Raw genomic sequence first — 24,196 nt, 5'->3', positions numbered from 1 at the left:
TCAAGAGGGCCGGTTGAGTTTGGCGCAAGTGCAAGCCAAACTCCAATCGCTTCGCAACGGCACGGTGAACACCACCGGGGAGAACCGGGAAGGTGCCGTCGAGAAACCGCTGAGCGAAGCCCAAAAGGGTTTGTGGATCCTCGAGAAGATGTCGCCGGGCATGACGGCCTACAACATCCCTACCGCCCTGCGCATTCGCGGCGGTCTCGACCCCGACAAGGCGGAACAATCCTGCCTCGCCCTGCTCGATTGTTTTCCAATCCTGCGCACCGTCGTGCGGATGCGCGCCGGCGAGCCCTACCAAGTCGCCGCCTACCCCACCCGCGCCGGCCTCTTCCGTTTCGAAGATGCGTCCCACCTCGCCGAATACGCGTTGATTCCCTTCCTAAACGACAAGGCGCAAGAACCCTTTGATCTGGAAAACGGCCCGCTGGTTCGGTTTCACCTTTTCCCCATCGCGGGCGGTGACGCCGTCCTGTTGATCAATGTCCACCACATCATTTTCGACGGTCTCTCTTCGATCCATCTCCTCGCCGCGCTTGCCGCGACGTTTTTGGGAAAAACGCCCCACGGTTCACCCGTAAACGACTTTTACGCTTTCATTGATTGGGAACAGGCCATGCTGGCCGGTGAGGAGGGGCGCGCGCTTGCCGCCTATTGGCACAACCAACTCGCGGGCGATTTGCCCGTTCTCACGCTGCCGATGGACCGCTCCCGGGGCGCGGTTCAAACCTTTCGCGGCGCCGCGTACCTGGCGAAACTTCCCACGGCCCTTGCCGGCCGCCTCCGCGCCTTCGCCAAGGAAACGGGCGCAAACGCCGCCGTCGTTTTTCTGGCCGCCTACAAGGTGCTGCTCCACCGCTACAGCGGGCAGGAGGACCTCCTCGTCGGCATGCCCTCGATTGGCCGGCCGCAACGTCGCTTCGAATCGGTCTTCGGTTACTTCGTGAATGTGTTGACCATCCGTTCGCGGGTCGACGGCACGCTCAAGTTTCGCGACCTGCTTCATGAATTGCGCCTAACCGTGGCCGATGCACTCGATCACGGCGCCTACCCATTCGCGCGGTTGGTTCGGGACCTCCAAGTCAAACGAGACCCGTCCACGGCACCGCTGTTCCAGGTCGGTTTTGCCTACCAAGGCTTCCAAAAGAGTATCCCCTCCGTGGGAGCCGACAGCGGTGTGTCCGAGCTGCCGCGGCATTGGCAGGTCCTGCGCGAGGTCGGCCAGGTCGGTGAAACCGAATTCGAACTGGAAGTCTTCGAGGACGAGGACGGGTTTCGGCTCAACTTGAAATACGCCCCGGACCTCTTCGACCCCGAGACCATCCAGCGCATGGCCGACCATTTCATCAACCTACTGGAACCCTTGATCGAACAACCCGATGTGGCGATCGGCACCCATCCCCTGCTCTCCCCGGCCGAGCGCCGTCGCCAACTGGTGGATTGGAACGCAACGGATCGGGATTATCCCCGCGCCAACACCCTCTACGCCTTGATTGCCCGCCAGGTCGCCAAAACGCCGGAAGCCGTCGCCTTGGTTTACGAGGGCCGCGCCCTGAGCTATCGCGAGCTCGACGCGCGAACCGCAAAGTTGGCGGTTTACCTGCAAAAGCAGGGGGTCGGGCCCGATGTACCGGTCGGTGTGTGCCTCTCGCGTTCCCTCGATATGATCGTGGGGCTGTTGGGTATTTCGCGGGCGGGCGGTGCCTACGTGCCGATGGACCCGGATTTCCCCGATGCCCGCATCCACTACATGTTGGAACACAGCGGCGTGGGCCTGATGCTCACCGAATCCGGGCTTGCCGAGAAGATTTCGGCCATCGCCGCGGATTGCCGCCAGAGCTGTCGCACGCTCCTCATCGATGCCGATTGGCAAACCATTGCCGATCAGCCGGGCCTACCCGCGGCACATGCCGGCCCCGCCGATATGGCGTATATCCTCTACACCTCCGGCTCGACCGGAAAACCGAAAGGGGTGATGATCTCCCATCGCGCCCTCATCAATTTCCTCGTCTCGATGACCGATATCCTCGCCTTCGGCGCCCATGAGCGCTTGCTCGCCGTGACCACCTATTGTTTCGATATTTCCGGTCTCGAATTTTACCTACCACTCCTGAACGGCGGCACCACTTACATCTGCAGCCGCGAGAAGACACGCGACCCCCGCCTGCTGGCCCGGGAAATCGCCGCCGTTTCACCGACCTTTATGCAGGCGACCCCGGCGACCTGGACCATGTTACTCGGCTCGGGATGGCGCAACCCGGAACGGCTCACCATCCTGTGCGGCGGCGAAGCGCTCGGCGAACCTCTGCGCGACCGCTTCAACGCGTTGGATTGCACCGTATGGAACCTCTTTGGGCCTACCGAGACGACCATCTGGTCGACCGCCAAACGCATCGAAGGCCGCGATCCGGTGACCATCGGACGGCCCATCGCCAACACCTCGCTGTACATCCTCGACCCCCGCGGCAATCCCGCGCCGATCGGCGTACCCGGCGAGTTGTTTATCGGTGGCGACGGGCTTGCCCGCGGTTACTTCGGCCGGCCCGAACTGACCGCGGAACGGTTTGTGGACAACCCATTCCAGCCGGGACGCAAGATGTACAAAACCGGTGATCTTGCGCGCTACCTTGCCAATGGCGAAGTTGACTTCCTGGGGCGCCTTGATCACCAGGTCAAAGTGCGCGGCTTCCGCATCGAGTGCGGCGAGATCGAACGCGTATTGCTCGACCATACCCCGCTGCGCGAGGCCGCCGTGGTCACGGTCGAGGTCGCCGGTGAGACCCACCTCGTCGCCTATTATGTGGCCCCGCCGCCCACGCCGAGCGCCGAGGCGCTGAAAACCGCGCTCGCGGCACACCTGCCCGAGTACATGTTGCCGAGCACCTTCGTGGCCCTCGACGCGATGCCGCTTACCCTCAACGAGAAGGTTGATCGCAAGGCGTTGATGGAGCGGGAGCTCCGCTTCGAGCGTAGCCAGGAATTCGCCGCGCCCGAATCGGAAATTGAACAGGATCTGGTCAGGCTTTTCAAACGGGAGCTGCGGCTCGACAAATTGGGGATTGACGATAATTTCTTCGAACTCGGCGCCCATTCGCTGGTCTTGGTACGGGTCGCCGCCCTGATCACCGACGAATTGGGTTTGGAGGTCGCGGTTACCGACTTGTTCACCTTCCCCCGCATTCGCAATCTGGCGCGTCATCTCTCGGCTCAAAGCGGCCGAGAACCAGAACCCGCGCCGGCCGAACCGGCACCGCTCAAGCAGGTTGCCGAGACCGACATCGCCGTGATCGGCCTCGCCTGCCGGGTGCCGGGCTCTGCCGACGCCGACGACTTCTGGGCTCATCTTCAGGCGGGCAAGGAGGGGATCCACTTCTTTAGCGATGCCGAACTCGAAGAGGCGGGCCTTTCACCCGAGGAATACAACCAGCCGGATTACGTCAAGGCCAAGGGCCTGCTGGAGGATATCGACTGTTTCGACGCGGCCTTTTTTAAGTTCAGTCCCAAGGAAGCCGAGGTCATGGATCCCCAGCACCGCATCTTCCTGGAGACCTGTTACCACGTCCTGGAGGATGCGGGTTACGTGGCGCGCCACTACCCGGGCAAGATTGGGATTTTCGGGGGGAACGGGCTCGACGTGTACTTGCCCTTCAACCTCACCCACAACCCCGATATTTCGCTCGACCCCTACCAGGCGATGATCGGCAACGGTCACGATTACCTGTGTACGCGCGTCGCCTACAAACTGGATCTCAAAGGTCCGGCGGTCACGGTTCAAACGGCCTGTTCGACCTCACTGGTCGCAATCCACCTGGCCTGTGCCTCGATTCTGGACGGGGCCTGCGAGATGGCTGTCGCGGGTGGCGTTTCCCTGGGCGGCGGTCTCGAGCGGAGCGGGTACAAAAAGTTCCTGATCACCTCGGCAGACGGGCACTGCCGCCCGTTCGATGCGCGCGCGGAAGGCACGGTGATCGGCCAAGGTTCCGGCGCCGTCCTGCTCAAACCCCTAGGAAAAGCGATTGAAGACGGCGACCAAATCTACGCGGTGATCAAGGGTAGCGCCGTCAACAACGACGGTTCGCTCAAGGCGGGCTACACCGCCCCCAGCCCGGCGGGCCAGGCCGATGTCATTCGCGCCGCCTGGCAACACGCCGCGGTTTCACCCGACACCGCTTCTTATATTGAAGCGCACGGGACCGCCACGCCACTCGGCGATCCCATCGAGATCACCGCCCTGACCCAAGTGTTCGGACAGGGCCGGCCGGGTTCTTGCGCCATCGGCTCCGTCAAAAGCAACGTCGGTCATTTGGATTCCGCCGCCGGGGTGGCCGGCTTCATCAAAGCCGTGCTCTGCCTCAAACACCGCAAGCTCGTGCCCAGCCTGCATTATCAAACCCCCAATCCCGCCATCGACTTCGCGCGCTCGCCTTTTTACGTGAACACCGCGTTGCGTGATTGGGAGAACCCAGGTGCAACGCCGCGCCGGGCCGGGGTGAGTTCGTTCGGGATCGGCGGTTCCAACGCGCACATCGTGTTGGAGGAATACCTGCCTCAGGAAGAACCGGCCGCACCGGTCGAGGCCGCGCCGACGCCCGTCCTTTTTTCCGCCAAAAACGAGGAGCGCCTGCGCGTGTTGGTGGCCGAATGCGTCGCCTTCCTTGAAAAAAACCCGGTGGCATTTCGCGATTTGGCCTATACGCTCCAAGTTGGCCGTGACGCCTTGCCGGCGCGGGTTGCCTTTGTCGTGTCCAACAGCGCGGAACTGATCGCCAAGGCCGGCGCCTACGCCGCGGGCGGTGGTGAGATCGCCGACTGTTTCCAGGGCCGGGTTCGGCCAGGTTCGGCCGAGGCACCGCTGCGACCGGTGCCCGGTCAAGACGCAAACGAATTGGCACGTCGCTGGGTTGCGGGTGCCGAAATCGAATGGCACCGCTTGTATGGCACCTCAAAACCCCGCCGCATCTCGCTACCCCGCTACCCCTTCGCCAAGACACGGTTTTGGGTCGATGCGCCCGGCCGTGCTCGCCCCGCCGCCGACCCCGCCCTGGGTTTGCCGTTCCTGCACCCGCTGGTTCATCGCAACGTTTCCAATCTGAAGGAGCAACGCTTCAGCGCCACCTTCACCGGTTCCGAGTTCGTCTTTACCGACCACCGCATCAAGGGTGAACCCATCTTGCCTGCCGTCGCCTATATTGAAATGGCGCGCGCCGCGGCCGTCATGAGCGGCGTCACGGTTGCCGGCATGCGCGAGATCGTATGGGCCGCGCCGATCCGACCCGAAGCCGAAGCCGAAGCGCGCGAGGTGTTCACCGCCCTGATCCCGCAAAACGAGGGGATCGGTTACGAGGTCTACTCCGAAGGACCCGAGGGACGCCGGATTCGCCACGGCCAGGGCCTGGTGTTGACCGAAACCAGACAAAGACCGCCAAAGCTTGATCTTGAGGCCGTGCTGCGCCGTTGCGGGTCGCGCATCGAAGCAAGCGCGCTTTACCCGCGCCTGGAGGCGATTGAGGTCGCTTATGGGCCCTGTTTCCAGGGGGTTCGGGAACTGCACTACGCGGAAGACGAGGTGCTCGCATCGCTGCATGTACCGACCGCGCTTGAGGCGATCCCCAACGGTTCCGGGTTCTTGCTGCACCCCTCGATGTTGGATGCGGCGCTGCAGGCCGTGGCCGGCCTGGTCATGACCGGCGAGGATCGCGGTGTCGCGATCCCCTTTGCCTTGGAAAAACTCGAACTCTTTGGACCCACCCCGGCGTCCGGTTATGCCCACGTGCGTTACGCCGCGCCGGGTGACCGCCGCGGCAACGTCACCAAATACGATATCGATGTGACCGACGAGGCCGGCCAAATCGCGGTCTCAATCCGCGGCTATTCCATCCGTTCGATGACACCCAAGAAAGCGAAAACCGTCGCGTCGACGCAGCCTCCCCCCGAAAACCGAGCGCCGGCGCCCGCGGAGCATCCTGTCGCGCGGGGTGCCGAGCAGGATACCGCCACCTTCCGTGATCAGGTGGTCGCGTTTGTGAAAGAGCAGATGTCCGCGACCTTGAAGTTGGACACCGACGCGATTGACGAGGAGGCGCCGCTCGAGGATTACGGCATCGATTCACTGATGGTGGTCGACCTCACCGAATCCCTTGAAGCCGTGTTCGGCACGCTTTCAAAAACCTTGTTCTTCGAATACCAAACGGTGGCTGAGGTAAGCGATTATTTCCTCGAAAACCACGCCGAAACCTTGGGCGAGTTACTCGCGGCGCCGCCCGCGGCCGCACCGAACCGCGCCGAAACGCCGGATCACGCCGAGGCCTTATCACCCGAGGCGCCGTTGCCCGAGCCACCGATCTCGGCGAACCCACCCCAAGGTCGCCGTTTCGCGTCCGTCGCGAACCCATCCCCGCGCACGGCGCGGCGCGACAGCACGGCCCCGCTGGATATTGCTGTCATCGGCGTGAGTGGCTCCTTCCCCCGTTCACCCGACCTAAACACGTTTTGGCACAACCTCAAGACCGGGCGCGATTGCATCACCGAGGTACCGTCGGACCGCTGGGACCATTCCCTCTTCTTCGATCCCGAAAAAGGCAAACTCGGCAAAACCTACTCAAAGTGGGGCGGCTTCTTGGAGGACATCGACCGGTTCGATTCACTGTTCTTCAATATTTCACCGCGTGAAGCCGAGATCATGGATCCCCAAACCCGGCTTTTTATGCAGTGTGCCTGGGCGACGATTGAAGACGCCGGTTATACCCGCAAAGCACTGAGCAAGCTGCCAGGGCCCGCCGATGCGCTGCTCCAGGGGAATGTGGGCGTGTACGTGGGTGTGATGTACATGGAGTACCAGCTCTACGGCGCCGAGGAAGCGCTCAAAGGAAACGTGGTCGCGCTTTCCGGAACACCCGCCAACATCGCCAACCGGGTCTCTTATTATTTGAACCTTCACGGTCCGAGCATGGCGGTCGACACCATGTGCTCTTCCTCCCTGACGACCATCCATCTGGCCTGTCGGGACTTAATTGAAGGGAACTGTCAAACGGCCATCGCCGGAGGCGTCAATCTCAACGTCCACCCCAACAAATACATCCTGCTCAGTCAGGGCCGTTTTGCTTCATCGGTGGGTCGTTGTGAGAGTTTCGGCAAAGGCGGCGACGGCTACGTGCCCGGCGAGGGCGTGGGCGCCGTGCTGCTTAAACCGCTCGAGCAGGCCGTTGCCGACGGTGACCGCATTTACGGCGTGATCAAAGGGACCGCCGTCAACCACGGCGGCAAGACGAACGGCTACTCGGTGCCCAACCCCAACGCCCAGGCCGACGTCATTCACCGCGCGGTGAAGCAGGCGGGTGTCAACCCCCGCGCGATCAGTTACGTGGAGGCACACGGGACCGGGACCAGCCTTGGCGATCCCATCGAGATCACCGGGCTCACCAAAACGTTTCGCACCGTTACCAAGGACAACCAGTTCTGCGCCATCGGTTCCGCCAAATCGAACATCGGTCATTGTGAGTCGGCGGCGGGCATCGCCGGTGTCGCCAAGGTTTTGCTTCAACTCAAACACAAGAAAATCGCGCCATCCCTCCATTCGCGCGAGCTCAACCCCAACATCGAATTCACCAAAACACCCTTCACCGTGCAGCAGCAACTCGCGGATTGGGAACGACCCGTCCTCGATATCGACGGCGTGTCCACCGTCTTCCCGCGCATCGCCGGGATCAGTTCGTTCGGGGCGGGTGGTTCGAATGCGCACGTGATCATTGAAGAGCACACCGCGCCCCAAGCGGAGGCCGCGACCGATACCCAACCGCAACTGGTGCTGCTGTCCGCCCGCGACGAGGATCGATTGGCCGCGGTGGTCACGCGCTTGAACGCCCACCTCGCCGCCGAACCCGAACTCGCCCTGGCCGACATCGCCTATACGCTCCAGGTTGGTCGCGAACCACTGCCGTGTCGCCTCGCGCTCCTGGCCGACGACCTCGCCGACCTGCGCGAGAAATTGGCGGCCTATGGGGCGGGCAACCGCGCGCGCACCGGGATGTACTTCAATTTTCTGGAAGGGAAAAAACCGGTGCGGCTGGCGGCGGCCGCGCTCGCGGCGATGCTCGCGGAAAACCAACACGACCGTTTGGCGCAAGCTTGGGTCGCCGGTGCCAATCCAGATTGGTCGCTTCTCGCGCGCGGGGCACAACCCCGCAAAGTCGCCCTGCCGACCTATCCCTTTGAGCGGGATCGCCGTTGGGTCCCAAAACTCCCCAAATCGTCCCAGAACACCGTGACCGAAGCCGCCGTTTTGCACCCCTTGGTACATCGCAACATCTCCGATCTGAAAGAACAGTGTTTCGCGTCCGTGTTCCATGGTGGCGCGTTTTTCTTCCGCGACCACCGCGTCGAGAACCGCGCCATTTTGCCCGGCGTCGCCTACCTGGAAATGGCACGTGTTGCCGGCGCGCTTTCAACCAAACAAACCGTCACCGCTGTCGAAAACGTGGTCTGGGCGGTTCCCATCGTTCACGACCGTGGCGCCCTCGATGTAACGATTGCCGTCCGGCCGGAGCAGACCAAACTCGGTTTCGAGGTTCGCACCGGCTCGGATCAAGGCGCGAGCCGGGTTCACGCAAGCGGTACCATCCTGACCGAACCGTCCGTGCAACCGTCCCGCGTCGATCTCGCGGCGGTTAAAGCGCGCTTACATAACCGGGTCGATGCCTCCGACTTGTACCGGGGTTTTCGCGATCACGGCTTCCAATACGGGCCCGGCTTCCAGGGGATCGAGGAACTGTGGTCCGGGCCCGGCGAGGCCTTGGCCCGTCTCGAATTACCCGACGCGGCCGAACACGAGGATTACCTGCTCAACCCGAGCATGATGGACGCCGCTCTGCAAGCCGTGGCCGGCCTGTTCACCCAAGGTGACACCGGCACGCGCCACCTACCCTACGCGGTGAAGCAGGTTTTGATCGCCGGACCCACGCCCTGGCGCGGGTTTGCCCATGTTCGGCTGAGTCCCGGCGCTTCGCCGGAGGCCCGCGTGGTTAAATTTGACATCGATCTCACCGACGAACAGGGTGTGGTTCAGGTTGGGTTCCGCGAATATTCAGCACGGGCCGTGCGTGAACCGGCCAAACCGCAACCCGTCCCGGTTCATTCCGTTTCCGGCAGCGGAGAAAGCGCCGCGGATCACCTTCACATCACCCGCGCATGGCGCGAGAAGCCGGCGCCTGGTGGGACCGGAAAAGCGTCCGACCCGCCGCTGATCGTGTTGGCCGGGTTTAATCGCGAACAGGGCGAAACGCTCGCCGCCCGATTCGAAACCCTGATCCTCCCCGAGGCCGCCGACCCCGCCGCGACGGCGCGCGCCGCCTTCAAAGCCGCGTTCGCCCGCGTAAAGGCGCTTTTTGAGGAACGCCCCAAAACCGCGCGGCGCCTGCTCGTTCTGGTGAACGGGGCCGAACCGTTCAATGAGGTGGTTTACGCGCCGCTCGCCGGCCTGGTGAAAACCACCGTGCGCGAGAACCCCAAGTGTCAGGGCAAGTGGATTCTTTTGGAGGATCCCGCCCAACTCGAAACCGCCATTGCCGCGGAAGATCACGAGGGCGACGATACCGAGATTCGCTACAGCGCGAACGGTCGCCGCGGTGTGGCCACGTTGCAACCCATTGGCGGCGATGAAGCCGCGACCCCTTTCAGCCTGGCCACGAAAAAGGCCGTTTATTGGATCACGGGCGGGCTCGGCGGTCTGGGCCTCATCTTCGCCCGCTTTTTGGCGACCTCCCCGGATGTCACCATCGTGCTCAGCGGCCGGTCCGCGATGAATGCGGACAAGCAGGCAAGCCTCGATGCGCTGCGCGCCCAGGGCGTGAACGCCGTCTACAAACCGGTCGACGTCAGCCGCGCCGAGGATGTGACGCGCCTGGTCGGCGAGATCCACACCGCGTACGGCGGCCTTAACGGCGTCGTCCATAGTGCCGGCGTGCTGCGTGACGCCTTCATTCTCAAAAAAGATTTCGCGCAAATCGATGCCGTGTTCGCACCCAAAATCGACGGCACGCTCAACATCGACGCCGCCACAAAAGGCTCGGACCTCGCCTTCTTCGTGCTCTTTTCCTCCGTGTCAGGGGTGATGGGCAGCGTCGGCCAAGCCGATTATGCCGGGGCCAATATGTTCCTCGACGCCTTCGCGGCACACCGCGACCAATGGGTACGCAAGGGCGAACGCGCGGGAAAAACCATTGCCTTTGATTGGCCCCTCTGGCGAGAGGGCGGCATGGGCGTCGACGAGCGCACCGAGCAAATGATGACGCGCACCACCGGCCTGGTCCCGATGCGAACCACGGTCGGTTTGGCGGCCTTCTCCCGAGCACTCAGCTTACCTTATCCGCAATTCCTTGTATTGGAGGGTGATATCGCACGCATTAAGGCCTCGGTCGCGGCGCCGGCGCAACCAGAACCGGCCCCCGCGACACCATCGCCCCCCGCGACGCAACCGGCCCCCGTCGCACCGGATTTGCGCGACCGCACCGTCGCCTTCCTCAAAAAACTGCTTTCGGAAAGCCTGAAACTCCCCAGCAAACGGATCGTCGCCCAAACGCCGTTTGAGGAATACGGCATCGATTCCGTGTTGGTGATGGACCTGACCGCTACTTTGGAGGGCCGTTTCGGGGAACTCCCCAAAACCTTGTTCTTCGAGTACCAGTCCGTGGCCGAACTCACCGATTACCTGATCGAGAACCATCGACCGCGCTTGGGCAAGCTCTTGGGCTTGCAATCCGAACCCGTCGCCCGCACCGCGGAGACGGTGGCGACACCAGTCGCAAAACCCGAACCCGCGCCGGCCGTGCCCGCGCCAAACCGGTTCGCCCCGTCCCGGTTCAGTAGCGAGCAACCACAATCACCGGCGCCCGGTGGGTCCGGTCCCCTCGAAATCGCGATCATCGGCGTGAACGGTCGCTACCCGCAAGCCGGCGACCTAGACACCTTTTGGACCAACCTCAAGGAAGGACGCGATTGCGTCGGGGAAATCCCCCGTGACCGCTGGAACCACGACCTCTACTTCGACGCTGACAAAAAAGCGATGGGCAAGACCTACAGCCGTTGGGGCGGGTTCCTCGACGACGTCGATAAGTTCGACCCACTTTTCTTCAATATTTCACCCCGCGAGGCCGAGGTCATGGATCCCCAGGAACGGCTGTTCCTGCAATGCGTCTGGCAGACCGTGGAGGATGCCGGTTATTCGCGAGCAGGCCTGCTCCGCGCCGGGGAACAGGCTCGGGTCGGCGTCTATGTGGGCGTGATGTACGAGGAGTACCAGCTCTACGGTGGTCGCGATGCGGCGAGCGGGAAATCGATTGCCCTGGGCGGGAGCCCGGCCACCATCGCCAACCGCGTTTCCTACACCTTCAACTTCAACGGGCCGAGCATGGCCGTCGACACCATGTGCTCCTCTTCACTGACCTCGATCCACCTCGCCTGCCAGGCCCTGCAACTCGGCAATTGCGACATGGCCGTGGCCGGCGGGGTCAACCTCAGCCTGCACCCCAACAAGTATATTTTGCTCAGCCAAGGCAAGTTCGTCGCCAGTGACGGTCGCTGTAAGACGTTCGGCAAGGGTGGGGACGGTTATGTTCCAGGTGAAGGCGTGGGCGCCGTTTTGTTGAAACCGCTGGCCCAGGCGCTCGCCGACGGCGATCAGGTTTACGGCGTGATTCGCGGGACCGCTCTCAACCACGGCGGAAAAACCAACGGTTACACCGTCCCCAACCCGCACGCCCAAGGCGCCGTCATCGATGAAGCGATCCGTCAGGCGCACATCGACCCGCGCGCGATCAGCTATATCGAAGCCCATGGGACGGGCACCGATCTCGGTGATCCCATCGAGATCCGCGGACTGGCCAAAGCGTTTGAGCGCCGTACCGCCGACCGCAGCTTCTGCGCCATCGGTTCGGTGAAATCGAATATCGGCCACTGTGAATCGGCGGCCGGCATCGCCGGCGTGACCAAGGTGTTGCTGCAACTGAAACACCGCCAAATTGTGCCCTCGCTCCATTCCACCGAGCTCAATCCCAAAATCAACTTTGCACAATCGCCGTTTACCGTGCCCCAATCCTTGCGTGACTGGGAACAACCCGAGTGGGAGCAGGACGGGGTCCGCATCACCGGGCCGCGCTTGGCGGGCATCAGCTCGTTCGGGGCGGGTGGTTCCAATGCGCACCTCATCATTGAAGAGTTCGCCGCGACGACCCGACCGAAGGTGGATCGGGTGACCGGGCCGTTGGCGGTCCCGTTCTCAGCGCGGAACCGGGACCGGCTGGCCGAATTGCTCGAAAATTTCCGTTTGGTTCTTGCGCGGGTGCGGTCCGCGGGCATACCCGAGGGGTACCTGGAGGACCTCGCTTATACGCTGCAAGTCGGCCGTGAACCCATGGAACACCGCATCATGTTCCTGGTCGAGGACCTCGCCGACCTTGAGCGGCAACTGGCGCTTCGGTGCGATGGGGAAAAGGAGAGCGAGCGCTGTTTCGAGGGTCACGTCAAACAGGATCGTGAGACGCTGCAACTCTTTGCCGATGACGACGACCTCAAAGACGCGGTCGTTCGCTGGCTGGAGAAAGGGAAGTATGAGAAGTTGGCCGAACTGTGGGTCAAGGGTCTGGACGTGGATTGGCATCTGCTGCACCGGGGCGAGAAACCGCGCAAAATCTCGCTTCCCACCTATCCCTTCGCCCGTGATCGGTACTGGGTCCCAGAATGGGAAGAAACGGCCGCGCCGACGGGGCTCGCGGCGCAACGCCTGCATCCGCTCGTCCATGAGAACAGCTCGGATTTCAGGGTGCAGCGGTTTAACGCAATCTTTGACGGTCGCGAACCCTTTTTGGCCGAGCACCGCGTCGGTGGGGCGCCGATGTTACCGGGTGCGGCCTTTCTCGAAATGGCCCGCTTTGCCGCCGAGCGATCCGCCGCCACCGCCGTCACGCGTTTGACCGACATCGCCTGGACCGCGCCGATCCAGGTCGCGGAAACGCCTGTTCGGGTCAGTATTGAGCTGGTACCGGACGGTGAGCAAATCCGTTGTGAGATCGTTTCCCAGGAGGATGGCAACGGTGAGAAGCGCCGCATCCATGGGACGAGCACGCTTTTCGTCGCACCCGCGGCCGCGGCGCCGCGGACGCTCGATATCGCCGCGATCCGCAACCGCTGTCCCGATGAAATTGCCGCAACCGATTTCTACAGCCAATTCGCGCGCGCCGGCTTCCAGTACGGGCCGAGCTTCCGATTGATCGAGACGCTTTGGCGCGGCGAAGGCGAGGCCTTGGCCGCGTGGGTGTTGCCAAATCAGACGGATCCCGCGTTTTCGCTCCACCCATCCGTGGTCGACGCGGCGCTACAGGCGACCGCGGTGCTTGCCGCGACCCGCAACGAAACGGCGGTTCCCTTTGCCCTGAAATCGCTGGAAATCCTGGGTTCGCTTCCCGCCGCGGGTTATGTCCACATGCGCTTGTGTTCCAGCGAAGATTCGGTCTCAAAATTCGCGATCACGATCACCGATGACCAGGGCCGGGCTTGGCTTGAGCTGGATGAATTCGCGACGCGGCGGTTGCGCCAACCGGCCGCGGTCGCCCAGGATGTGCTCACGATGGCGCCCCGTTGGTCGGCCGCCCCCTGTCTCAGCGATCTTCCCGCGCCGGAACAGGCAACCCTTTTCGCGGCCCACGCGTTCGCCGACCGGATGCCCACCCGGCTCGCGGGAACCGACCTGGCCCGGTATGCGCTTCCCGAACCGCGTTCCGGCGACACGGCGGATGTCCCACGCGAACTCTTCACCTACGCCTTCGGTGTGGTGAAACGGTTTTTGTCCGCGCATCCCCGCGAGAAGCGGCGTTTCGTTGTGACCGTTCCCCTCGGTGACGAAGCCGTCGTCCATGCACCCCTCGGCGGTCTTCTGCGAACCGCCGCCGTCGAGAACCCCAACATCTCGATCAAGATCCTCCACCTCCCGATTGACTGGAGCGCGGATCGTCTGGAACAGACCCTCACGGCCGAGTTGGTTGACTCGGCGGTTGAAGTTCGCTACAACGCGCGCGGCGAGCGTGAGGTTTTGGGATGGGTAGAGGACCGACTCGAGACGGGCCCCTCCCCCTTCAAGCAGGGCGGGGTTTATTGGATCACCGGCGGACTCGGCGGTTTGGGCCGGATCTTCGCCCGCTTCCTCGCGGAAACGGCGCGGGTCAAGCTGGTCCTAAGCGGCCGCTCCGCTCTGGGTGACGCGGGCCGCCAACTGCTCGACGATCTCCGCCAAAACGGGGCGGAAGCAACTTATATCCAAGCAGATACATCCAACCAAAGCGCAATGCGCGGCGCGCTTGCCGAGATTCTGGACCGCTACCGCAAACTGGACGGCGTCATCCATAGCGCCGGCGTGGTGCGCGACGCCATGATCGTCAATAAAGACGAGGCGGCCATCGAAACCGTCTTTGCGCCCAAGGTCCGGGCGGCTTACGCCGTCGATGCCGTCACCGCCCACCTCGATTTGGACTTCCTCGCCCTGTTCTCCTCGGTCTCCGGCGCCATGGGCAACCGCGGCCAAGCTGATTATGCCGGGGCCAACGCATTTTTGGACGCCTTCGCCCATTACCGCAATCGCCTGGTCGCAAACGGCCGACGTTCCGGGAAAACCTTCTCGGTCAATTGGCCGCTCTGGGCCGAGGGCGGCATGACCATGGACGCGGCAACCCGTGACTTTATCTTCCGCGAAACCGGCATCGCCCCGCTCGAAACGGCCGCCGCTCTGCGGATTTTTGCAGCGGGTCTGGCCGGTCCCCACGGCCAACTGCTCGCGGTACAAGGCGATGTCGCCAAAATCCGGCGCACCTTCATGAAGGCGGCGCCGCCTACAAGCAGCTCGCGGGCTGAAAGGGCGGGGTCCGCCCTCGCGGGGTCCGCCCTCGCGGGGTCCGCCCTCGCGGGGTCCGCCCTCGCGGGGTCCGCCCTCGCGGGGTCCGCCCTCGCGGGGTCCGCCCTCGCGGGGTCCGCCCTCGCGGGGTCCGCCCTCGCGGCGACCCAAGCCGGTAGCGGCAAAAACGACGCGTCAGCCTCGTTGCGATCAAAAACCACCAAACGCCTGCTCGAAATGGTGTGCGAGGTGCTCAAGGTGAACGAGGAGCATATCGCCCTCGACGAGGAACTCAGCAGCTACGGCTTCGATTCGATCACCCTTACCGACTACGGCAACAAGCTCAATGAATTCTTCAACTTGGATCTAACACCCGCGATCTTTTTTGAGCATGCAACCCTCGATTCCTTTATCGCGTTTCTCCTCGCCGAGCACGGCGATGCGCTCGCGCGCACCTTCGGAACCGGAACCGAGACGCCGAGCGCGCCACCTCCGCCCGCCCCGCCCGAGAAAACCATGCCTTCCGAACAGGTCGTCCCGCCGCCGACCCTCGGAACGTCGCGTTTCCAAACGGTTCAAGCCGCACCGAGCGCTTCATCAAATTCGCCTGCCGGCACGTCGGCGCGGAATCGAACCGCGATGCCCGTCGCCATCGTCGGCATCGCCGGCCGCTTCCCGCAAGCCGAAGATTTGGACGCCTACTGGTCGAATCTGATCGAGGGCCGCGATTGCATCACCGAAATTCCCCCGGAGCGCTGGGACTGGCGTGCCATCTTCGGTGATCCCGCCAAGGAAGTGAACAAAACCCCCATTAAACACGGTGGCTTTATCAGTGATATCGACAAGTTCGACTCGCTTTTCTTCGGGATCTCACCCAAGGAAGCCAAGCTGATGGACCCGCAGCAACGGCTCATGATGGAGTACATGTGGCTGGCGATTGAAGACGCCGGCCATTCCGCCAAGTCGCTTGCCGGCACCGATACCGCCATTTTTATGGGTAGCGGCATGGGGACCTACACGCCGATCATCCAAAAGGCCGGTTTGCCGATTGACGGTTATTCCGCAACCGGGGCTGTGCCCTCCGTCGGCCCCAATCGCATGTCCTTCCTGCTCAATATTCACGGGCCCAGTGAACCCGTGGAAACGGCCTGTTCCTCCGCGCTCGTCGCCGTCCATCGCGCCTGCCAGGCGATGGAAAGCGGGACCTGTTCCCAAGCAATCGTGGGCGGCATCAACACCATCCTCACCCCGCGGGGTCACATCGCCTTTGGGCGGACCGGCATGCTGTCGCGGGACGGTCGCTGTAAAACCTTCTCGGATCAGGCCAATGGTTACGTGCGCGGCGAGGGGATCGGGACCGCCTTCCTCAAGCCACTCGACCGCGCAATTGCCGACGGCGATTCCATTTACGGTGTGATCCGCGGGACCGGCGTCAATCACGGCGGGCGCGCCACCTCGCTCACCGCGCCGAATGCCTCGGCCCAGGCCGAACTGATCAAAACCGTGATGCGCCGTTCCGGGCTGGATATCAGCACCGTCACCTATGTCGAGGCGCACGGGACCGGGACCGCACTCGGCGATCCCACCGAGATCAACGGCCTCAAAAAAGCCTATCAAGCGCTTTACGAGGAGCAGGGCAAAACCATCCAACCGGAAACCTGTGGCGTCGGCAGCGTCAAAACCAACATCGGCCACCTGGAGGTCGGCGCGGGAATCGCGGGCCTGCTCAAGGTCCTGCTGCAGATGAAACACGGCATGCTGCCGAGCCTGCTCCATTGTGATCGCGTCAATCCCTACATCGACTTGGAAGGAAGTCCCTTTACCTTGGTTCGTAAGCGCCGCACCTGGGATCGCATCCGCGACGACCAGGGCCGCCTGCTGCCCCGTCGGGCCGCCGTGAGCAGTTTTGGTTTCGGTGGCGTCAACGGGCACGTGGTTCTGGAGGAGTACCTGCCCGAGGAAGGGTTGGTTCCCGAAACGAAGCACCACAACCCGCCCTACCTGGTCCCTCTCTCCGCCCGTAATGAGGCGCAACTCCGCGCTTACGCCGCCAACCATGCCGCCTTTTTGGCGCGCTGCGAACGCGATGGATCGCTACCGAACCTCGCCGATCTCGCCTATACGCTTCAGGTTGGCCGCGACGCCATGGCGCAGCGCGCTTTGATCGTCGCCCACGACTTGGCCGGTCTCCGCGATACCTTGGCGCGCTTCAGCCGCGGTGCCGATGCGCTTGACGGCCTGTTTTTGGGTCGGGTCAAGCGCGGGAAAGCCGCAAAACAGATTGCTTCAGAGGAAGAAACCGCGCGGCACCTCAACCTCTGGCTCACGGACCGGGATGCCTCCCCCTTGGCGACGGCCTGGACGAGCGGGGCAAACGTCGCTTGGGACTTGTGTTACAACGGTCCCTGTCCGCGCCGCCTCAACCTGCCGGGCTACCCGTTTGCCAAGATCCGCCACTGGCCGCTTCCCGCGGAACCATCCCAGACGCCCGCGCCGGGCGTGCCGACCGCGCCGCCGGCTGACCAGGCCCACTTGTTGCTCGGCGAACCGGTTCGCGAAGGTTCCGGGTTCCGCACCCGCTTCGACGGCAGCGAGTTCTTCCTCAACGACCATCGCGTCCAAGGCCGCAAGATCCTGCCGGGCGTCGCCTATATGGAGATGGCACGCGCCGCGGCTTCCGCCTCGGAAGGTCGCAGCGCCACCCACATCCGCAATATGGTTTGGACACGACCCCTCATCCTAGAAGCGACACCTCGGACCGCGACCATCTCGCTTGCATCCGAGCCCGGTCAGTTCGGCTACCAAATTGCTTCCTCCGACGGTGCCGGCCCCGCCACCGCCCACGGCCAAGGCACGGTGTCGTTCGAACCCCTTGCCGCCGCGTCGCCACGCGATGTGTCGGCCCTCCGCGAAACCTGCACACCCGTCGCGGAAGCGGATGTCTTTTATGATCGGTTCCGCAAGTACGGCATCGATTACGGCCCCGCTTTCCAAAGTGTCCGCAACCTGTTCATGGATCGGACGCGTCGATGCGTACTCGCCGAGTTGCAGCTGCCCGCGGCGGCGGAACAAGGGTCGTTCGTGCTCCACCCATCGATGATGGACGGCGCACTCCAAGCCGTCGCCGGCTTTGCGGTCGATTCGCCAAACGGTGCCCTTGAATTGCCGTTCGCTTGTGAGACCACTTACGTGCATCGGCCGACCCCGCGGCACGGGTACGCCTACCTGAGGCCGAGCGATGTGAAACCCCGCGCCGGCGTGTCCCAATACGATATCGACATCATCGACGAACAGGGTCGCCTTTGCGTCGCGCTGCGCGGCTTCTCGACACGGGCGCTTCAACCGCCTTCGCCGGAGAAACCAACCGGCGTGGTCAACGCACGCCCCGATTGGCGCCCCACCCCGGTGAAACCCGATGCCGCGACCCTGTCCCAATCCGAGCTGCATCTCTTTTTCACCGGCTTTGCGCCGGCTACCCGCGACGCCTTGCGCGATTACGGTACCCTGATCACGCCTTCGGCCGCCGAACCCGCGGCCCGTTGTCTCGACCTCTTCACCCAGCTCTTCGACGCGGTGAAACGCATCATGCTCGGCAAGCCGGCCAGGGTCCAAGAAATCATGGTCCTTGTTCCAGAAGATCAAGACGCCCATCTCTACGCGCCCCTGGCGGCGCTGTTGCGAACGGCGCGACTCGAGAACCCGAAACTCGTGGGGAAATTGGTTACCATCCCACCCGGCTTCCAACCCAACCCCATTTTGGCGTTGGTCCGACAGGAACGGACCGCAAACGATGACGCGGTTGAAGTCCGTTACGACGCCGCGGGCCGTCGCGAGATCAAGGTCCTCCAGGAATTTGAGGATCAGATGGGGCGCGAGGAACCCGTCATGCGCACCGACGGCGTTTATTGGATCACCGGCGGTTTGGGTGGCCTCGGCTTGGTCTTCGCCCGTCACCTCAGCCGCATGGCCGGCGTCACCCTGGTCCTCAGCGGACGCTCCGACTTGAACGCCGAACGCACCGCCCTGCTCACCGAGCTGCGCGCATCCGGCGCCCGCGTCACCTACCTCCCCGCCGATATGGCTTCTCGCGCGGATGTGGACCGCGTGGTCGCGCGGATTGATCGCGATTACGGACGTTTGACCGGTGTGATCCACTGTGCCGGGGTGCTGCGCGACATGATGATCGTGCGCAAGGACCACGCGCAGATTCGCGCCGTATTCCAACCCAAAGTCAACGCCGCCCTGAACCTCGACGCCGCGCTTGGCAGCCGGGACCTGGATTTCATGGTGTTCTTTTCCTCCTTCGCCGCATTGGGCAACCGGGGCCAGGCCGATTACGCCGGAGCAAACGCGTTTCTGGACGCCTTCGCCGCGATGCGCGCGCGCCGGGTCGCCGCCCGGGAGCGACACGGCAAAACCGTCTCGATCAACTGGCCTTTTTGGCGCAACGGCGGCATGGCCTTGGATGAACCAACCGTGAAGATGATCGCTCGGAAAACCGGCATGGTCCCGCTTGAGACCCAGCTCGGCATTGGTGTTTTCGAGGCGGCGCTCCGCGAGCCACACCCCCAACGCGTGGTCCTCGTCGGTGATCCCGATCTTTTGCGCACGCGGTTCCTTCAGGAGACGGTTGCCGTGTATGCGACCGCTTCGGTTCCGAATCAGACCGAGCCGGCGGCACCCGCGCAACCCGGCCCGGAACTCACCGGCCGTTTAAAACGCACCTTAACGGGGCTTATCTCCGAAATCCTCTCCATCGACGAAACGGATATCGAACCCGACGAGGATATGAGCGCCTATGGTTTCGATTCGATCAGCTTGACCGAACTCGGCAACCGCTTGAAGGAAACGCTCGGCATTGAGATTGCGCCCTCGACCTTTTTCGATTACACCACCTTGGAAACCTTTTGCGCCTTTTTGGTTGCCGAACACCGCACGGCTTTGTCGGCGCGATTGGGTTCCGCTGAAGCGCCCGCCGCTGAAGCGTCCTCCGTTGAAGCGCCCGCGGTTGAAGCGCCCGTCGTTGCCGCCGCGGTGCCGCCAGCCCACTCGGTGAAAGACGCCTTGCAGCGCGCGCTCAAACAGGTCATCGCCGAGGTCCTCCACCTCGAGGCCGGCGATATTGAGGCCGATGAGGACTTGAGCGCGTATGGCTTCGATTCAATTAGCTTGACCGAGCTTGGTAACCGGGTCAAAGAGGATCTCGGGGTTGAGGTCTCACCGTCGATCTTCTTTGAAACCACCACGCTCGAGGCGTTCTGCGGTTACTTAATGGAACATCACGGCACCGCCCTAGCGCATGTTTTCGCCAATCGCGCGACACCCGTTGACCCCGCCGCCTCAGCGGTGTCCGCGCCTCGAACCGCGGCGACCGAGGAACAGGATCACAAGGATGCGCTTGCTGATCGGTTGGTCTCATTCCTCACGGCATTAATCGCCGAGCTCCTCCAAATCGAGACGCGGGATATCGACCTGGACGAGGAATTGAGCACCTACGGTTTCGATTCGATCAGCTTGACCGAGCTCGGAAACCGGCTCAAGGAGAAGCTCGGGGTTGAGATCACGCCGTCCGTTTTCTTTGAGTACACCACGCTCGAACAATTCGTCGGCTACCTGCTCGAGGACTTCCGAGCCGAGATCGACGCCTGCCTGTGCGGACCCGTTTCGGACGCGGATACGCCCCAAAGCAGCGCGCCGTCGGCGAGCGTTGCCGACCAGGCCCCGAGCGAAGCCAAACCGTCGGCGAGCGTTGCCGACCAGGCCCCGGCCGAAGCCAAATCGCCGCAACCCGTGCAGACCCAATCGGCGACGGGTCAACCCGGCACCTTCCCGCTCTCGGAAGCTCAGATGGGCCTGTGGTTGTTGCATCATCTCAACCCGGAAACGGCGACCTATAATTTGCCGCTTGCGTTCCGGTTCCATGAAGGCTTGGACCTGACGGCCCTCAAAAAGGCGTTCCGTTCCTTGTCCCGGCGTCATCCCATCCTGCAAACCCTGTTCGGCCGGAAAGACGGCGTTCCCTACCAATACGTTGATCCCGGGCTTGAACTTTTGATCGAATACAAGGAGATCGAGGACCTCTCTGAAGATGCGCTGATCGCGTTCCTCAAAAAAACGGGAGAGCAACCATACGACCTGGAGACCGGGCCCCTGGGGCGGTTACATGTCTTCCGAACCGCCTCGGGCGATTGGATCGTCTTGCTCAACTTCCATCATATTGTGGTGGATGGGTATTCCGGCGTGATCATCATGTGCGATCTCTGGTCCGCCTACGATGCCTATCTCGCCGGGTCGGTTCCCGAGGCAACCGCATCCGTCGCGGATTATGCGGACTACGTCTCCTGGGAGCAAGCCCGCCTGACGTCGGCGGCGGGTGCACGGGACCTCGCCTATTGGCGCGAACAGCTCGCCGATCCACCCTCGTTAAACCTGCCCGTGGATCGGCCGCGTGTTGCCGGGCACCCGACCCGCGGCGCTTCCGTGCGCGCCTCGCTGGGTGAGGCGTTAACAAGCGCATGGCGAGCGCTGGGCCGCAAGCATCAACTCTTTGGGTCCGTGCTGTTCCTGGGCCTGTTCAAAATCCTACTCGCCCGTTTCACTGGGCAGCGCGACCTCACCGTGGGCATGCCCACACTGGGTCGTAACGAAAAACAGTTCAGCGACATGGTTGGGCTCTTTATTAATATGATCGTCGTCCGCTCGCAAGTGTGTGAAGACCAGAGTTTTCTCGCGTTTGCGCGCGACCTGCGCCGCACCGTTTTCACGGGTATCGAACATGCCGAGTACCCTTTCGCGCGACTCGTCCGCGACCTCAACGTCCGTCGCGACGAAGCGCCGCCGCTCTTTCAAGTCGCCTTCTCCTACCAGAACTTTTTGCGCGGCGACTCCTTGTGGGCGCTCGGAAACGCCTCGCGCGAGCTCTTGATCGAGGTTCAGCAAGAGGGCGATTCCGACCTCGGCCTGGAGATCTACGAAACCGAGGAAGACTTCAAGCTGGTGTTCACCTATAACCCGGACCTGTTCCTGCAAAGCACCGTCAAAACCTTCATGGCCGATTACGCGGCGCTCCTCGCCGAGGTCGTCGCCGATCCCGACAAACCGCTCCGTGACCATCGCGCGCTTTCCCAGGACCACGCGGCAAAACTGCTGCGCGGATGGACGGCACCGTCCGTCGCCTATCCCGCCGAACCCGGCTACCACCGCATCTTCGAACGCGCCGCTTCAGCCTTCGCGGATCGGCCCGCCGTGCTCAGCGGATCAACCGTCCTGTCCTACGCGGAACTGAACCGCGAGGCGAATCGCCTGGCCGCCTGGCTCCGTCGCCGACCCGAGCTGTTACAGGCCCCCATCGGCGTCCTGCTTGCCCGCGATGACAGCAACATTCTCGTCGCCTTCCTCGGCATCCTCAAGGCCGGCGGCTGTTACCTCCCGCTCGATGTGAAGGTACCCGCCGCACGAATCGCGTACATGGTTCGTGATTCCGGCATGAAACTCTTGATCGGCGGTGGCGAGCTTGGTGAAGAAGCACCCGATGACGGTCTCGAACGGTTCGACTTTACCGAGCGACGCGACGAACTCACCGCGCTCCAGGACGCGAATCACGAGATCGCGGTTGATCCCAGCCAAACCGCCTACGTGATTTACACCTCCGGCTCGACCGGTCGGCCCAAGGGTGTATTGATCCCCCATGCCGCACTCGTCCATTTCGTCCACGGGATTTGCGATCTCTACCACCTGACCGAGACGGATCGGGTCCTCCAATTCGCCTCCCTGAGCTTCGATGTCGCCATTGAAGAGATTTTCCCCACCCTCGCCGTCGGCGCCGGTCTGGTCCTACACGGCCACCCTTTCGGCATGACCGCGAGCGAGCTTTTCGCCATCGTGCAGCGCTTCGGGATCACCCTGCTTCAGTTACCGACCGCGTACTGGCACGGCCTCGTGCGCGACCTGGAAGCGCAATCCTTCCCCGAATCCGTTCGTGCCGTCGTGATCGGTGGCGAGAAGGCGAATCCCGCCCTGCTCAAAGCCTGGCGCGCGCGGGTGGGAACGGAACCGGTCCTGATCAACGGCTACGGGCCGACTGAAACCACCGTCACCTCGACCCTGTTCCAGGCCGATGCCAATACCCCGGACCACCTGCTGGACGTGCTCCCCATCGGGAAACCCTTCCCCAACTGTCCCCATTATGTGCTCGACCCATGGATGCGTCCGGTTCCGCGCGGTGCGACCGGCGAACTTTATATCGGCGGGCCGGGCCTTGCCCACGGCTACCTGGGCCGGCCCAAGTTAACCGCCGCCGCCTTCGTGCCCAACCCGTTCGCCCGCGAAGCGGAAGCCGGTTCACGGCTCTACCGGACCGGCGACCTGGTCCGTTACCTCCCGGACGGCAACCTTGCCTATCTGGGTCGCGGCGATGCTCAGGTCAAAATCCGCGGCCACCGCATCGAACTCGGTGAGATCGAAACCGCGATCCGCGACATGGCGGGCGTCGTCGATTGTGCCGTCATCACCAAGTCGACCGCGAACGGCGATGATCGGCTCGTCGCCTTTTGGACCGGGGAACCCGAAAGCGAACCGCGCGACCCCGAAGCCATGCGCAAGACACTTGAATGCCGCTTCCCCGATTACATGGTCCCCGCCGCGCTGGTCCCACGCGACGCGATCCCGCTCAACCCAACCGGAAAAGTGGATCGGCGCGCGCTGGCGGAGCTGCCCGTTCAATTCGCGCGGGTCGACGCCTATGTTGCCCCTCGCAACGAAACGGAACACCGCCTCGCGGAAATTTGGTGCGCGGTACTGGGGCTCAAACGCGTCGGTATCCGCGACGATTTCTTCGCATTGGGCGGACACAGCCTGCTCGCCGTGCAAACCTTCAGCAAGATCAGCCAACAATTCGATCATACGCCCCCGCTCGGGGAACTTTTCGCGCATTCAACCATTGAGAGCCTGGCCGCCCTGATCGACGGCGGCCGGGAACGCGGCGACACCCCACTGGTGGCGATCCGCACCACGGGATCGAAACCCCCGCTTTTCCTCGTCCACCCGGTCGAAGGGATGGTGATGGGTTACAACGATCTCGCCAAGGGGTTGCCGGACCATCCCGTCTACGCGTTTGAGGCGCCAGGCCTGGACAATCGCCGGGAACCGCTGACCACCATGGACGAAATCGCCGCCACCTACGTGGATCTCCTCCTTAAACAACAGCCCGAGGGCGATTTTTACCTGGGCGGCTGGTCGTTGGGTGGGATCTTCGCCTATGAGATGATGCGTCGCCTGCGGGCGCTGGATCGGGCACCCCGCGCGCTGTTCCTGCTCGATTCC

General features: G+C 63.1%; 1 pseudogene. It reads left to right on the top strand.

The features are described from left to right. Positions 1-115: 115 nt before the first annotated feature. Positions 116-24,196: pseudogene (locus tag J3U88_RS26415) on the top strand (amino acid adenylation domain-containing protein); the annotation flags it as partial.

The organism is Acanthopleuribacter pedis (assembly GCF_017377855.1).
GTDB lineage: Bacteria > Acidobacteriota > Holophagae > Acanthopleuribacterales > Acanthopleuribacteraceae > Acanthopleuribacter > Acanthopleuribacter pedis.
This window is presented reverse-complemented; position numbering and strand designations above follow the sequence as displayed.